Raw genomic sequence first — 13,878 nt, 5'->3', positions numbered from 1 at the left:
GGCACTTTCGTTCTCTAGCACGGACTGACGGCTCCACTCAGGCACTCGCCACGAGCGGAGCCGTTTGCCGCCGGTGGATTCCCGCGGCCGATGCGCAGTCGCGCTTCTGGGGAGCAGGAACGGGAGACAGACCATATCCGCCACCCGTCGGCTTTGCGTGCGGCTGTCTCCCGGCTCTCGGGAGCCGACTGCGTGAATCGGCTCCCGAGAGCCGGCTACCGACGCAACTTCAGACGCGTTCATGCCGGCGCATCGGCGCACTCACTGGTGAGCCGGGCCCCACTGCCTCCGCCCGGCCCCGTCCCGGAAAGGATCGGTTCTCATGCGTTACGCCGTCCTCGGCATCGGCACCGGCACCGGCATCGTCGTCCGGACGATCGCCGCCGAGCTCACCTCGCTGGGTCACGAGGTCGTCATCGGCACGCGCTCCCCGCAGGCCACCCTGGCCCGTGCCGAACCGGACGCCAAAGGCAACCCGCCGTTCGCCTCCTGACACATGGACAATCCGGACGTCGTGGTGAAGCCCTTCGCAGAGGCGGCCGCTTTCGGCGAGACGGTCGTGAACACCACCGCCGGCGATGCCACCGGCGACGTCCATCAGGCGGCAGGCAGCGCCAACCTCCTTGGATGTGTCCGTGACGGCTCAGCGGGACATGGAGCCCGAGCTGATCGCCCTCGCCCTCGCCCACTGACCCGCGGGCCGGTGGCGGCCGAGGACGGGTCGGTGGATCGCGTCCGCCTGTGGACACGTTGGCCGCGACGGTCTTCGACCCAAGGGGCAATGGCGGAGGCTGTCGGCAAGGACCGTTGAACGGATCGGTGTTGGTCAGTCGACGTAGTCGAGGGAGACCGTTCGGTAGCCCTTCACCTGTTCTGGGACTTCGAGTCTGCGGCTGGCGGCGGAAGCGACCATGGAATGCAGGAAGCTGATCAGCGCGTTCCGCAGCGCTGACGTGTCGTCCGGCTTCTCCGCCACGAAGGCCGTGATGGTGGCGATCCTCTTGATCACCTGTTCGTCGGCGTTGCCGAAGCCGTAGGCGATGATGTTGGGCCGTGTCTTCCACTGGGGGTCCAGCAGGTCGTCCAGGTGGTTCTCCCAGGGGTCGTTCGGCAGATCGTCCGCGTCCGTGGGGATGCCGTCCGTGAGGATGAAGACGACGGGCCGCAGCACGCGAACTCCCTTGTCGGCCAAGGCGGGCACGTCCGCCTCGATCCGGGTACGCACCAGCTGGAACATGGGGCCGAAGTTGGTGCGTCCCGAACACGTGACCGTGGGCAGGTGGTTCACGTCGTCGAAGTCGGTCATCTGGCTGACGACGTGGGGTCGGCTGTTGAACGACAGCACGGACAGGTGGACGAACTCCTTGACCTGCGGCGTCGTGTCGACGGTGTCGTAGATCGTCTCCAGCGTCTGGTTGAGCAGGCGCTCGGACTTCTGCATGGAGCCCGACGTGTCCAGCACCACGTACATGGGCAGGCCGGACGACGGTGCGTAAATCATGGTGATCCTTTTTCGGGTTGCCCGGTGACGGGACACGGGTGTGGGACAGGTCACGCCCACAGGGCGAAAAAGACGACGAGGAACGTGAGGACGGCCAAGGCGACGCTCATGCCGATGAGCAGGCCTTTGAAGTCGCGCGCCGGTGACTGGCGAGGTTGTGGCCTGGAGGCGGAGGCGGAGGCGGAGGCGGAGGCGGAGGCCGGTTGCGGCGCCGGCCCTGTGGTGTGCGGATCGGCCGTACGGGCCGTCCCGCCCGCGGCCTTCGGGGCGGTGCGGTGGCGTACCGGGCGGAAGCCGGTGACGTTGCTGCCCGGCGCTACATCAGCCTGGGGCCCGTTGCCACCCGGACTCTGCAACGCCTTCAGAAGGGTCGACGTCCGGGGACGGTGCCGGAGATCCCCGCGGCCGAGTGCCTGCCGGAGCAAGTCGGGGAAGGTGTCGCCCGTCGGCCAGTCGCGCTCCAGCCTGCTCAGACTCTCCAGCGGTTCGCCCCGCGTCCCGGTGATGCATCGCAGGGTGAGCAGAGCCATCCGGTACCGGTCGGTCGGGACGGTCAGCGCGGTGCCTTGTGGGAACGCCGGATCGGTCCAGTCGGGCGACGCTATCCACGGCCGGGTGCCCATGCCGCAGGAGTCCATGTCGAGCAGGTACACCGAGTCACTGTCCGGGTCCCACAGCGCGTTGCGGTAGGACCAGTCGCCGTAGACGACGTCGTGCCTCTCCAGGACGGCGCCCAACTCCAGGAAGCGGCAGGCGATCTCGAGCCTGCGCTGACGCGTGGGCGGGCGTACGCCCATGTTCGTGAGGTAGGCCGAGTCCTTCACCAGATGGTCGAGTTGCAGCTCCCGCGGCTCGCTGCGACGTCCGCCGCGGAGGTTGAACGGCACATAGAAACGTGACGGTGCCTCGGCCATGACGACACCGACCGTCCGGTCTCCGTCCGTGATGCGCGAGACCGGCCAGGCCGCGCTGCGGTCCAGCGCCCCCAGGTCCGCCTCAGTCATCGAGTGGGGCAGCTCGATGAGGCGGCCCAGCGTGACCGCCTCCAGCCGGTCCATGGGCGACTTGTACAACTTGGCGACCCAACCCGGATGGTCCGAAAGACGTTCCACCGCATGCGCCTGGCCGCCTCCGCCCAGGTTGTCTCCGGCGAGCTTGACCGAGGTCAACGGGATGTCGTCCGGGAAGGGGCTGTCCGACCAGGTCCTCATCGGCGTCCTCCGTCCGCGGGCGGGGTCCAGACGACGACGGCGGTCCGGTCGTCGTTTCGCTGGTGAGAGTCGTAACTGATGTGCAGCAGCAGGTCCAACGCGGTGACCGGGGTGGCCCAGTGGCAGTGGAACCAGTCGTGCGCCTGCGGCAGTTCTACGAGGGCGTCCCCCACCCCGTCGGTGGTCAGGACCAGCGCCTGGCCGCGACCGAGCGGGACGAGACGGCGTTCGACGGCCTCGGGAGTGTGCGGCAGAAACGTGCGGAGCCGTCCGGCGTCGGGCCCCTGTTCCTTTTCGCCCATCAGCTGGGCCCAGCGGTGAGGCTCGCGCACCCAGGCGCTGGTGTCGCCGAGTCCGGCGATCCAGATGTCGCGGTCGCCGGTCGGCGCCGCGCCGGTGGGGACGACGGCCGCCACGGCGACGGTGCGCACGCTGTCGGCGGACCACTGGCGCTGCCGGGCGATGGCGTGGACCTGTTGCGCCGCCTCCAGAAACGCGGTCCTGTGATCGAGACGGGACAGCGGTACGCCCTCGTCGAGCTGGCGCCGCAGGGAGTTGACCAGGGACAGGGTGGCAACGGCGGCCGCGGTGTCGGAGTGGCTGCTGTCGGACATGCCGTCCGCGACCGCGACGACCAGATGCCGTGCGGAGGCGTCCCGGCCCACTCGGTAGAAGTCCTGCCGGGGGCCGGCGTGGGTCTCGTCGATCCGATGCCCGGGTCCCACCACCGAGGCGGCGCGGACCTCCAGATCGCCCACCCGCGCGGAGTCGGCAGCCATGCCCGGCGGCGCCGGCTGATGCGGCAGCCGCCAGGGCAACTCGGCGAGGCGGGACGGCTGATACATCACCGGGGGAGACGGGCAGGACCGAGCCGCCCCGGCAGGGATGTGCTTCTTTCCGGCCGGGACCGCCACCTCCGCCGCAGGCCGCGCTGCCGTGGCCCGTTCTTCACCGCCGACGGGACCGGCCGTGGGCGGACGCTCGTCCGCAGGCGGAGAGGTGTTCTGCCACCCGGCTGGGGTGGGCATGCTGTCCCACCCGGCCGGGACAGGCGCGCTGTTCCGCGAGGCCGGGGAAGGGGGCGAGGGGGCTGCGAAGGGGCCGGTGCCCTGCGGCAGACCGCCGGCGACGCCTTCCGCCGTCGTCTGCTCCTCCTGCTTTCGCGAGGTGACCGCCATGACCGCCTCTCCCACGAGGAAGCCGGCGACCGCTCCCACGACCAACCCCGCCGTCGCGCCGTAGGGCCCTGCCATGAAACCTCCCAGAGTGGCCAGCACCAGTGCCAGGCTCCAGCCCATGACACCGGCGGGACGCCAACGTCCTGCGGACGTGGCGCCGTGGTCGCCGGGCGCCCGTCCGCCCGGTGCGCGGCCCGGCAACCTGCCGGGTTTGTGCCTGGCGGGCCTGCGCCTGCCGGGCTTCGGGTCCGCAGGCCTGGCGCGGTCGTGGTCGAAGGGGTATGCGTATCCCTGCTCGTGGCTGTGGTCGTGACCGGGAGGATCCTGGTTCATCCCTTGTCGTCCTCCTCGCTCCGGTTCCGGTCACCGCGGGGGGTGGGACCTCGCCTGCCGACCGCTCTCCAGCCGACGACTCCGCTTCCCGGTTCGTCCGGCCGCGGACCGCCGGTGCCCGTGGCGGGCTCCGGCCGGGACGTACCGGTTGCGCCGTCCCGCGTTCCCGTCGGCGCGGGGGTGTGGGACCGGGGGAGGGGCGAGGGCGTCTCACCGCCCAGCGCGGGGCCGGCGTAGGGGAGCGGCTCGCCCATGAACCGTTGGACCCACTCGGCGTACTCGGCCGGATGCAGATCGCCCTTGAGGTCCCGCAGGAGTGCCTGCTTCCGCTCCAGTGCCATGTCCTGTCTGGCGGCGATTTCCTGGAGGATGCTGCGCAACTGGCTGGGATCCTGGGCGACGAGGTGCATCAGGAGCCCTCCCTCGCCCCGCTGGGCGGCCCGCAGCGCGGCGGTCCGCTCCCGTACGCGCCGTGCCTCGTGCTCCTCCACCAGCGAGGTCAGCTCTTGTTCGCCCTCGGTCTGGACCCGATTGACCTGGTGGGTGAGCGTTGCCTGTTCCCGCTGCCAGGCCAGATCGCGCTGCTGGCGCAGGTGGCGTTCGGCGGTCTCGTCCAGACCGAGCCGGACCGCGCAGGCGAAGACCGTCAGTCCGGAGTCGAAGGTGTGTTCACGGCTGCGGAGGGAGCGGTTGGCCGAGTCCTCCGCGCGGGCGACGTCCTCGATGTCGAACCCGCGTGTGTGAGGGCGGAGCAGGTCGTTGAGCGCGCCCCGCACGAGTGCCTCGGCCGTAGCCAGGGTGGTGAGACGGCGTTTCACCACCACGTCTGGGGAGCTGACCCGCCAGGCCGTGCTGATCTCGGCGTGGAAGGCGAATCCCTTGGTCCGGCTGGGCAGGGGGTCCTGCCAGTTGGTGTGGTGGTCGGTGATGTCCACCTCGTAGCGGTAGTGGAACCGCGTCGATTCGAGGAAGGACGGCCTGCGGTCGAGTACGACGGGTTCGCCGGTGTCGAGTGAGAACACGAGGGCCGTCCCCGGCCGCGGTATCTCTCCTCGGTTCACCGGACCGGCGGGCCACGGACCCGCGATCAGCTGCTCGGGATCGGACATGGTCATGGTGTGGCGCCTTTGCTGTCGAAGTGGCTCAGGATCTGCGCGGCGCTGCGGGCGGCACGGCTGTCGGGTGCGCTCCAGGTGGAGACATGGCGCAGGAGGAAGCGCCTGCTGCGGTCGGTCGGTGTCGCCGCGTGCAGCAGTCGGGCCAGCGCGCGGCGGCCCGACGGGTCCGCGTCCACCATGCGGGCCCATTCCGTGAGGACCAGGGTGGCCGCCTCGTAGGTCTCGGGGGACTGGAGCACCGCGTCCCAGAGCAGCGCTATGTCCCGCTGGCGCACGGGGTCGCGGGTGGCCAGCGCCAGCAGCTTGGGCCACCGGCGGTGCGCACCGCCGCCGGTGGCCGCCACGTCCTCCAGGAGGTCGGCCGCTGCGAAGAGGAAGGACAGCTCCCCGACGGTCCGGCGCTGCGCGTGACGCTGGGAGATCCAGTGCCGGAGCAGGTGGAGGGCGTCGCGTACCTGATGGCCGTCCGTCGCGGCGAGCGACTCGGTGACCCCCAGACAGATCGCCTCGATGATCTCCGCGCTGTCGGTGGCGGCGAGCGTGTCGAGGAGTGCGACCGCCTCTCCGCCGTTGTCTGCGTCGGGGCGCCCAAGGGCGGTCCAGGCGCGCGCCGCCGTGGCCTGCAGAGCCGCGTCACCGCCTGCCCACGCATGGATCAAGTCCCGTACCGGGGCGACGAGTTCGGGATTCTCGGCGGCGATGACCAGGGCTGTCGCGGCGGCCTCGCGCAGCGCTCGCGCGGGGCTCCTGGCCCAGGGCTGCAGGACACCCGTGCGCAGACTGTCGAAGGACAGCTCGGCCAGAAACCCGACGGCGACCGCCGCCCTGGTCCGGACGGTGGCCAGTTCATGGCCCGCGCAGTCCTTCAGCCAGCCCGGTAGCTGGTGGCGCAGGACGTCGTACTCCTCCCACACGTTCTGCAGGACACGGCTCGCCGTCCGGGAGTCGTCGAAGCGCACGACCTTCGCGGGGGCGCCGCCGTGCCGGGACGCGACCTGTGCGCCGACGAGCGAGGCGTTGAGCCGACGCAGCCTCGTCGCGCGGGTCGCGGTGACCGCCTCGTTGCGGGGACGTTCGGGGTGTTCGGCGGTGGGCGGCGGCTCGAGCCGTCGGCCGAGCGAGGTGGCGAGCGCGGACACCGTCTCGTAGGCCTCTCCGCCGAAGACCGCCGTGGCGACGGCCACGCACTGGGTGGAGAGGTCCTCCAGGCCGTTGAACCACTTCTCGAACTCCAGGGTGTCGCGGACCGAGACGTGTTCCCTGACCCGGCGCACCGCGTCCGCCGGTGCGGCCGACGACTCGGAGAGCAGACGGGCGTTCTCGGCCGCACCCGCGAGCGACGTGCCGACCGACTGCGGCTCGGTGAACAGCGCGGCCGTCTCCGGCGCACGGAGCAGTTCCTGCGCCCGTCTCGTCCGCTGCGGGCCGAGCCACCAGCGCAGGTGCCTCTCGAAGACGTCCCACGGCGCGGGCGGCCCGTTCACCGGGAAGGTCTGCTTGTCGATTTCGGGATCCGCCGTTCGCATGCCGTCGCGCAGGGTGATGACCAGGCGGCAGTCCCGGGCGAGCATCACCGAGTTGAGGCGGTGGAGTTCGAAGCCGGTCAGTGGAGAGGACGTTCCCCCGGAGCTGAGTTCCTGGAGCAGGTAACCGTGGCCGGGACGCAGCGACGTCTCGTCGAGTCGTGCCAGGTCGGCGTCCGGCTCCAGACACTGCAACGTGGCGTGTCCGCGGTCCAGCAGCAGCCGTTGCGCTGCGGCGTACTTTCCGTGGCCCGGGGCACCGCTGAGCAGCACCACGCGGAACGGCTCGCTGTCGCGCAGGAGGGCGTCGTAGGAGGCCGGGGGCAGGAACGCGGACGAGACGAGGTCGATGTCCTGGGCCGACAGCTGGTAGGCACGGACGGAGCGGCGGCCCTGGCCGAGGACCACTTCGATGTGATCCCCGCCGTACACCCGTTCACCGGCGATCCGCGACTGCGCGAAGCGCGAGAGGTAGGAACGGGCGTCCCGTTCCGTGTCGAGGCGTTCGTCCGTCGAGCCGGGCTGGGCCGCGCGTGCCGACAGGGCGCGCCGGATGTCGTCGACGCCCAGTTCCGTGGTTTCTGCCGGGCCGGTGGACACCGGGGACGGGACCTCGCCCTCCCGGCCGGGCGAGGTGTTCTCCGGGGGGCCGTTCTGGGCGGGGCTCTGCGCGAATTCCTCCCTCATGCGCCGTCCCGGTTTCGGGCGGAGTCGGTGTGCGCCTCGTCCTGTGTGACGCCTTCGTAGTGGTTCCCGCCGTACACCCGGCCCGGGTTGTGGAAGACCGCGCCCGCGAAGGGGCCGTGGTTGCCGCCTGCCGGGGGGTTCGCAGTCACGTCGTCCGGAGCCGCGGAGCCCGGAGTCGCGATGGTGGCCGGGGAGTTCGCGGCCGGCGTGTCCGTGGCATGGGTGTCCGCGGCGGGACGGGGCACGGACGGCGTCGGGCGCCCGGACGCCGGGGCCGAAGCGGTGAGCCCCGGGGGTTCGTCGTAGCCGGGGACGCGCAGCCAGGCGTGCGAGGTGATCTCCTTGGCCACGAACGGCACTTCGCGGAAACCGGACGTCGGAAGCTCGGGGTAGTCGTGGCGGACCACCGCGGCGTGCCAGTCCGGGGACACGGCCAGGGCGAGGCCGGAACGGGAGGCGGCGGCGAGGGTGGTCCGCAGCGCGTCCAGGTCGACGAGCCGACAACCGGTGTTGAGCGCTTCGCCCACCCAGCCGCGCCTGTCCTGGGACACCTCGCCGGCGTGCAGCGCGACGCGCACCCGCAGCGCGGTCTCCTCGTTACCGCGCTGGGCGTGACCGCGCAGACCGGTCTGCAAGGCGTCCAGGAACCGGGTCGTCACGTCGAGTTTGGAGACGAACGGCCGCAACAGGAGGAAGCAGCCGTCCCCCCGGTCGCACGTGGCCTCGACGTCGTCGGAGCCGATCCCCGCCTGCTCCAGCGCCTTCTTCACGATGGCGTACAGCTGTTCCCTCAGCCAGTGCTGCATGGGGTCCGTGCGGCGGCCGAATCGCTCTATGTCGAGGACCACGATGAGGTAATAGCGTGGTTTGTCGTCCATGCAGGACGCACCTTTCCTTCGTATGCGTGGGACGGCGGCCGCCGGGATTCCCCCGTTTGTGTTCCGACGACCGCCGCACTCCAAGTAAGCCGACGTCCTGTCTGCTCTTCCGCATCAAATGACGCACTGGAGAGAAGTCGGCGTCGGTCAGGGGCGATCCGGTTCCCAGGCGGCGAGCGCGGAGGGGTCCAGGACCACGATGACGCCTCTGCGGGTGGCGACCAGTTCGCAGGACTGCAGCTCGCGCAGCGTCCGTACGACGGATTCCCGCGACGTGCCGACCGCGCCCGCCAGCTCGTGCTGGGTGATGCGCACCGACCGGGCCGTCGGTGCCCAGGACGATGCGTCCGCGCCGTACCGGTCGGCCATCTCGACGAGCAGTCGTGCCACTCGTGTCGCGGCGGGCTCGGCCCCCAGCGCCTCGCGCTGGACGTCGGCGTGCCGCAGCCGTGCGCTGATGCTGCGGAGCACGGCGAAGCCGAGGTCGCCGTTGGCGCGCAGTAGCGCGGCGAACCTGCTTCCAGGCACCGCGACCCCGTGCCCGGGCTGGGTCGCGATCACCGAGGCCGAGCGTGTGCCGCCGTCGATGCAGGCGAGTTCGCCCACCAACTCCCCGGCTCCTCTGAAGGCCAGCAGGCTCGTGTAGCCGCCCACGGACTCGGACACGACCTTCACGACGCCCTTGCGCAAAAGGATCGCCCGATCGGCTCGTTCTCCCTGACGCAGGAGAACGTCGTCGTGCTGCCAGGTCTCCACCATGCCCGCGTCGCACAGCAGGGCCAGGTGCTCCGAGCTGAACACCTGCATTGCAGGCATATAGCGCAAACCGCGCTCCGGCGCCGAACGTAAATCGTCCCGCACAGGAACTCCCCCTCCCCCGTTCCGGTCGGGCGCTCGGCCGTGGCTGAGGCCCGGGGCGACCACTGTAGAGGCGAAAGTTCCGTGTTGTGAGGCGTTTGACCCAGAGCCGCCGGTTCGTCGTCCCGACAATCGTGAGCGGGAGCACGGCGGCCGGCAGGACGCCGTGTCCCGCCTCCCCGGCCGCCGACGGCCCTGACATGAGGAGCCGCTTCATGAGCGCACCCGCCGGTCCCGATGCCCACCAGCCGCCGGCCAACGAGATCAGTGAGCCGCTCGCGGTCACGACGGCATGGCGGGTCCACGCCTCGATCACGGACTGGACCGGCCGGGCGGACGCGAAGGCGTCGACGGCGCTCAGCGTGGAACTCGCGGTGCTGGCGGGGGCCATCGCCCTGATCACGGCCGGGCACGGTCTCGGCGGCGCCGGGACCGCGGTGAGCACCGTCCTCATGGGCGCCGGTACGGTCCTCGTCCTCTTGGGCGTCTTCCTGGCGACCGCGGCACTGCTCCCGCGTACCTGGCAGATCTCCGGAGAAGCGGCACCCGCTCAGAACTTCGTCTACTTCGGTTCGCTCCGCGCGATGCCGCCCGCACAGGTCGTCTCAGGACTGCGGGAGGCCAATGTCCTCGAGATGCTGAGCGGACAGCTGGTGGCGATGTCCCGCATCGTCTGGTGGAAGCTGATGCTGGTGAAGTACTCCCTGATGGCGGCGGGTTCGGGTCTGCTCCTGATCTCGATCGCGGTGTACGTATCGGCGTGAAGCGCCGAAAACGGCCGGAGCACGCCGTGACACCGGGGTGGTCCTGGAGTGGGGTGACCGCGGGGACCCGGACGAGATCGACAGGGTGTCCGTCAGCGGCTCGCAGCCCCCAGGCATCCACCTCGAGGCGCAGCCAGGCGGGCGCGACGAAGAATTCCACCAGGGCGATCTCCGGGTGCTCCCGGACCTGCGTGCGCAGCACGTGCCGGATGTCCGCACCACCTGCTCGCTGGGCACGTCCGTGTCCTGAGTGAGCACCATGTCGTGCCGACCGTCCGGGCTGCCCACCCATATCTGGTACGTGAACGGGTCCAGGGTGGCACGGGCAGCAGTTCCACCTGGCCAGGGGCGGCCGCCTCCCTGCCGCCCGGCGCCGGCGGTCGTCGTCTTGCGAGAGGTGGAGAGGTCGGCACGGTGCTGAGCGACCGCTTCGGGTGCCACCGCGGCCGAGGCCGCGACCGACATACGGTCAGGAGCGTTCACCGGGTCCTGCACGCGCGAGAGCGCGGGCGTCCCGGGGTGCGCGCCGGTCCGGGGCCCGGTCCGCCGGGTTCCAGGTCGCGGAGACGATGAAGCCGGCTTCGCCGGTCCCGGAGAAGCCACCGAGGCGCAGATCGTTTCCCAGCGTGACGCCAGACTCGACGGTCGTCTCGGCGAGCCGTTGCGCGAGCGGGGAGAAGCTGCGGTGGATGCCGCCCACACACCGTCGGGCGGCCGCGGCGTTTGCCAGCGCCTCGCCGCCTTCATGCCGCCCGGCCACAGGTTCTCGCCGACGACGATGTTGCCGTTCGCGTCGCGGGCGCCCTGCCACCAGCCGTCGTCGAGGTTGACGTACTTGTAGCCGGCCGCCGACATGCCGGAGGAGACCAGAGCATCTGCCTGCTGCTCGATCACGCTGGAATCGATGTTGCTGAAGAAGGAGTTCCAGGACGCCCAGCCCATCGGCGGTGGTGTGACGTCGATCTGGTTGGTGCTCACGGCGGCCGGTGCGGCGGGCACGGGCGTCGGCGCCTCCTGCCGGTCGAGGGTCGCCAGACCCACGACGGCGAGTCCGACGGCGAGGGTCTGGGCGGTGATGCGTCTGATTCATTTTCGGGCAGCGGTACGGGACGTGCGGCTCTCCGGTGAGTGGGGGAGGAGTGCTGACCGGCCGTGGCGCGTCAGTACACGATGGAGAAGGTCGCGTCCGCTCGGTCGGTGGCGGTGGCGATCGGGTCGATGCGCAGGACGTAGTCCGAGTGCCTGATGTAGCGGGTCGGGAAGTTGTGGGAACGGAAGGACGTCCAGGCGGAGTCGGCCAGGCCGGCCTCCTTGTGGAAGGTGGCGTCCTGGGCGAACGTGCTGGTGCCGTCGTTGGCGTCCAGCCTCAGTTGGTAGCTGTAATGCCGCAGGTAGCGGGTTGGCAGGTTGACCGACTGGAAGGACACGCCGGAGCTGTCGGCGAGACCGGGCACGATCTTCCACTGGGAGTCGGTGTACGGGTCGAAGGGGTACGGGTCGATGCGGCCGACGTAGTCGGAGTGCCGGACGTAACGGCCCGGGAAGTTGTACGACTTGATCCTGTTCCAGGCCGGGGCGCCCCACGTCGCGACCATGTTGTCGTACACGGTCGAGGTGATCGGCTGGATGCCGCAGTGCTTGGAGTTGAGCGGCTGGGTGTAGAGGCGCTGGTCGAGCGCGGTCCAGGTGCCCGCCGACAGGTCCGTGGACTGCCAGGCGTAGAAGACGCCGTTGGGCGTGTAGGTGTCGCCCCACAGGTACCAGTTGCTGGACGTGAGGGACTTGACCAGGGTCGGGGCCTCGGTGCCGCCGTGGGAGACGGCGGTGCTGAACGGAGTGAAGCTGCCCGGGTTCAGGGAGGTGGATTTGGCGCCGACGAGGGTCCCGCTCTTCTTGAAGTACAGGTAGTTGACGCCGTTCACGCCCACGGCCATGTCGCCGTCGATCACGTCGTAGCCGGGGTCGAAGAAGACCTGGGGCGCCGAGGCCGTGACGAAGTCGGTCGTGTAGTTGACCATGATCACGTTGTGGCCGCTGGAGTTGACGGCGGAGTAGATGAGCGCGTACTGCCCGCGGCTCGCGTCCCAGAACGCCTCCGGCGCCCAGCTGTGGGTGTTCATGTCGTGCAGCTTCAGCCGGTGGTAGCCGGTGAAGGTGCGCAGGTCGGTCGAGTTCCACACGTGCACGTACTGGCTGACGTAAGTCCAGTCGGTGCCCTTGAGGTCGGTGGCGAGCACGACGAAGGTGCCGTCCTGCTTGCGCAGGATGAACGGGTCGCGCAGTCCGAGCGCACCCTCGGTGGGGGTGACCACGGGGTTGTTCTGGTTCAGCGGCATCCACTGCAGACCGTCCCGGCTGACGGCCAGGTGAAGGCCGTAGTTGGCCTCGAGCATGGTCGTGGACTCGGTGAAGTAGGCCATGACGTACGCCGAGTCAGCGGCGTGGGCGGCGCCTGCCCCGATGGTCAGGTTGGCGGTCATCGCGGCCAGTGGGACACCGGCAGCCATGCCGAGGAACCGTCGACGGGACGGCTGGGAGTCAGACGGGAGACTTGTGTTCATCTGCTCTCCAAGGGAGACGTGCGAGACGGACGAGGAGCACTCGCGTGTCCGATATATCGGACACAGTTCGGTGATTCGGTCAGAAGTTAGAGGTGAGGCAACGATGGGTCAATGGTTCTGTCGTTTCACGATGGTTTTTGTGTCAGTGCGCAGGGCGGACCGCTCCGTCGGGACCGCTCATCCGCCGTGAGGCCGAGGGCCCGCCTGTCCGGGCGGGCTGCTCAAGGCCGTTCGCCCAGGGCGGCGGGCCCGGCCGTGCGAGGAGAGTGGAGCCCGGTCTGCGCCCTGCCCGCTGGAGTACGGCGATGCCGTCGCAGGCATTCCTCCGTGCCGCCAGGTGACCGGGCCGCAGGGGCGTCAGGTGACCGGAAGAGGAGAGATGGGCATGACCATCCGGGTGGTCGTCGTCGACGACCAGGACATGGTGCGTTCGGGTTTCGCCGCGCTGTTGTCCGTGCAGAGCGACATCGATGTCGTGGGGGAGGCGTCCGACGGGAGGTTCGGCATCCAGGTCAGTCGCCGCCACCCACCCCGACGTGGTGCTGATGGACGTGCGGATGCCGGGGATGAACGGGTTGGAGGCGGCACGGCAGCTGCTGGCCCCCCGCCCGGTGTCGTGCACCGGCCCGAGGTCCAACGGCGGCCGACCGGCTCAACCGAGATCGGTGCAGCTGGATCTCCGCGTCCTCCCGCAGTCGGCGGTTCTCCCGCCGCAGCGCGGCCAACTCCTCGCGTTCGCTGCGGCTCAGCCCGTCACGCTCGCCCGCGTCGACCTCGGCCTGGCTGACCCACAGCCGCACCGCGGTCTCGGTCAGGCCTCCTGGAAGACCTGCCGGTTCAGCGAATACAACAACACTTCGACCACGACATGGAGGACTACGTCATCCTCGGCGCCTGCAACCCGTCCCTGGCCCACCGCGCCCTGGACACCGACCGCTCCATCGGCCTGCTCCTGCCCTGCAACGTCGTCGTCCGCCGCGACGGCGACCACACCGCCGTACAGGCTCTCGACCCGAACACCATGGTCGCCCTCACCGAACCCGACGCCCTGCGCCCCGTCGCCGAAGAGGCCACCCGCCGCCTCGACGCCGCCCTCGCCTCCCTCACCGCACCCGGCACGAGCGTCCGACGCCACCGGCGTCAAGGACGGCGACACCGTTGGCGGAGAGGATGTCCTCCAGGTGTCGAGGAAGGCTCGCAGGCGGCCGTCCGCGTCGTCGACGACCACCGCGCACATGGATCGTCACAGTTCCTGCCCGGACGCTG

At 70.2% G+C, this 13,878-nt stretch carries 11 protein-coding genes and 3 pseudogenes; 4 read left to right on the top strand and 10 right to left on the bottom strand.

The genetic code is table 11. The annotated features are described in order from the left end of the window. The first annotated feature begins 322 nt into the window (after positions 1–322). Positions 323–493: a hypothetical protein gene (locus OG289_RS04745; protein ID WP_327312729.1), complete on the top strand. Its 171-nt coding sequence runs from the start codon at positions 323–325 to the stop codon at positions 491–493. 333 nt (positions 494–826) lie between these two features. On the opposite strand, the gene OG289_RS04740 is transcribed toward OG289_RS04745, so the two are convergent. From OG289_RS04740 to OG289_RS04710, 7 genes are all read right to left on the bottom strand, one after another. Next, a complete protein-coding gene (locus tag OG289_RS04740) occupies positions 827–1,501 on the bottom strand; it encodes a vWA domain-containing protein (RefSeq protein WP_327312728.1) in 675 nt (224 codons plus the stop codon). 50 nt (positions 1,502–1,551) lie between these two features. Then, on the bottom strand, positions 1,552–2,712 hold the full coding sequence (locus OG289_RS04735; protein ID WP_327312727.1) for a hypothetical protein: 1,161 nt from the start codon (positions 2,710–2,712) through the stop codon (positions 1,552–1,554). Next, entirely contained in the window at positions 2,709–4,223 is a 1,515-nt protein-coding gene (locus tag OG289_RS04730; RefSeq protein WP_327312726.1) for a protein phosphatase 2C domain-containing protein, read from the bottom strand. The genes OG289_RS04735 and OG289_RS04730 overlap by 4 nt, the downstream gene beginning before the upstream one ends. Continuing rightward, complete coding sequence (locus tag OG289_RS04725) at positions 4,220–5,338, bottom strand: hypothetical protein (protein ID WP_327312725.1); 1,119 nt, start codon at positions 5,336–5,338, stop codon at positions 4,220–4,222. Before OG289_RS04725 ends, OG289_RS04730 begins: the two co-directional genes overlap by 4 nt. Beyond that, complete coding sequence (locus tag OG289_RS04720; protein ID WP_327312724.1) at positions 5,335–7,551, bottom strand: hypothetical protein; 2,217 nt, start codon at positions 7,549–7,551, stop codon at positions 5,335–5,337. Before OG289_RS04720 ends, OG289_RS04725 begins: the two co-directional genes overlap by 4 nt. Next, the gene (locus OG289_RS04715; protein ID WP_327312723.1) at positions 7,548–8,429 is read right to left on the bottom strand and encodes a hypothetical protein; all 882 of its coding nucleotides are present in this window, start codon (positions 8,427–8,429) and stop codon (positions 7,548–7,550) included. Before OG289_RS04715 ends, OG289_RS04720 begins: the two co-directional genes overlap by 4 nt. Positions 8,430–8,576: 147 nt before the next feature. Beyond that, the gene (locus tag OG289_RS04710; protein ID WP_327312722.1) at positions 8,577–9,236 is read right to left on the bottom strand and encodes a Crp/Fnr family transcriptional regulator; all 660 of its coding nucleotides are present in this window, start codon (positions 9,234–9,236) and stop codon (positions 8,577–8,579) included. Between the two features lie 266 nt (positions 9,237–9,502). On the opposite strand from OG289_RS04710, the gene OG289_RS04705 reads away from it, so the two are divergent. Beyond that, entirely contained in the window at positions 9,503–10,051 is a 549-nt protein-coding gene (locus OG289_RS04705) for a Pycsar system effector family protein (RefSeq protein ID WP_327312721.1), read from the top strand. 469 nt (positions 10,052–10,520) lie between these two features. On the opposite strand, the gene OG289_RS04700 is transcribed toward OG289_RS04705, so the two are convergent. The 3 genes and pseudogenes from OG289_RS04700 to OG289_RS04690 all read right to left on the bottom strand — a co-directional run bounded on the left by OG289_RS04700 (position 10,521) and on the right by OG289_RS04690 (position 12,558). Further along, a complete protein-coding gene (locus tag OG289_RS04700) occupies positions 10,521–10,811 on the bottom strand; it encodes a hypothetical protein (RefSeq protein WP_327321040.1) in 291 nt (96 codons plus the stop codon). A 35-nt stretch (positions 10,812–10,846) separates the two neighbouring features. Further along, positions 10,847–10,993 (bottom strand): annotated as a pseudogene (locus OG289_RS49565) (hypothetical protein); the annotation flags it as partial. Between the two features lie 218 nt (positions 10,994–11,211). Next, positions 11,212–12,558: a glycoside hydrolase family 43 protein gene (locus OG289_RS04690; protein ID WP_442818869.1), complete on the bottom strand. Its 1,347-nt coding sequence runs from the start codon at positions 12,556–12,558 to the stop codon at positions 11,212–11,214. Between the two features lie 439 nt (positions 12,559–12,997). Here OG289_RS04690 and OG289_RS04685 point away from each other — a divergent pair. Both OG289_RS04685 and OG289_RS04675 read left to right on the top strand, forming a co-directional pair. Next, a pseudogene (locus OG289_RS04685) lies at positions 12,998–13,246 on the top strand (response regulator); the annotation flags it as partial. A gap of 225 nt (positions 13,247–13,471) precedes the next feature. Then, positions 13,472–13,723 (top strand): annotated as a pseudogene (locus OG289_RS04675) (DUF302 domain-containing protein); the annotation flags it as partial. Positions 13,724–13,878: the final 155 nt, after the last annotated feature.

Source organism: Streptomyces sp. NBC_01235 (assembly GCF_035989285.1).
In the GTDB taxonomy this organism is placed as follows: Bacteria; Actinomycetota; Actinomycetes; order Streptomycetales; family Streptomycetaceae; genus Streptomyces.
Note: the sequence above shows the minus strand (reverse complement) of the source record. Positions and strands in the feature narration are given on the sequence as shown.

What these genes read in the sequence shown, in the direction of transcription:
- OG289_RS04725 (WP_327312725.1), bottom strand. Translation starts at nt 5,338, where the DNA reads ATGACCATGTCCGATCCCGAGCAGCTGATCGCGGGTCCGTGGCCCGCC.
- OG289_RS04705 (WP_327312721.1), top strand. Translation starts at nt 9,503, where the DNA reads ATGAGCGCACCCGCCGGTCCCGATGCCCACCAGCCGCCGGCCAACGAG.
- OG289_RS04710 (WP_327312722.1), bottom strand. Translation starts at nt 9,236, where the DNA reads ATGCAGGTGTTCAGCTCGGAGCACCTGGCCCTGCTGTGCGACGCGGGC.
- OG289_RS04730 (WP_327312726.1), bottom strand. Translation starts at nt 4,223, where the DNA reads ATGAACCAGGATCCTCCCGGTCACGACCACAGCCACGAGCAGGGATAC.
- OG289_RS04745 (WP_327312729.1), top strand. Translation starts at nt 323, where the DNA reads ATGCGTTACGCCGTCCTCGGCATCGGCACCGGCACCGGCATCGTCGTC.
- OG289_RS04715 (WP_327312723.1), bottom strand. Translation starts at nt 8,429, where the DNA reads ATGGACGACAAACCACGCTATTACCTCATCGTGGTCCTCGACATAGAG.
- OG289_RS04735 (WP_327312727.1), bottom strand. Translation starts at nt 2,712, where the DNA reads ATGAGGACCTGGTCGGACAGCCCCTTCCCGGACGACATCCCGTTGACC.
- OG289_RS04690 (WP_442818869.1), bottom strand. Translation starts at nt 12,558, where the DNA reads ATGGCTGCCGGTGTCCCACTGGCCGCGATGACCGCCAACCTGACCATC.
- OG289_RS04740 (WP_327312728.1), bottom strand. Translation starts at nt 1,501, where the DNA reads ATGATTTACGCACCGTCGTCCGGCCTGCCCATGTACGTGGTGCTGGAC.
- OG289_RS04720 (WP_327312724.1), bottom strand. Translation starts at nt 7,551, where the DNA reads ATGAGGGAGGAATTCGCGCAGAGCCCCGCCCAGAACGGCCCCCCGGAG.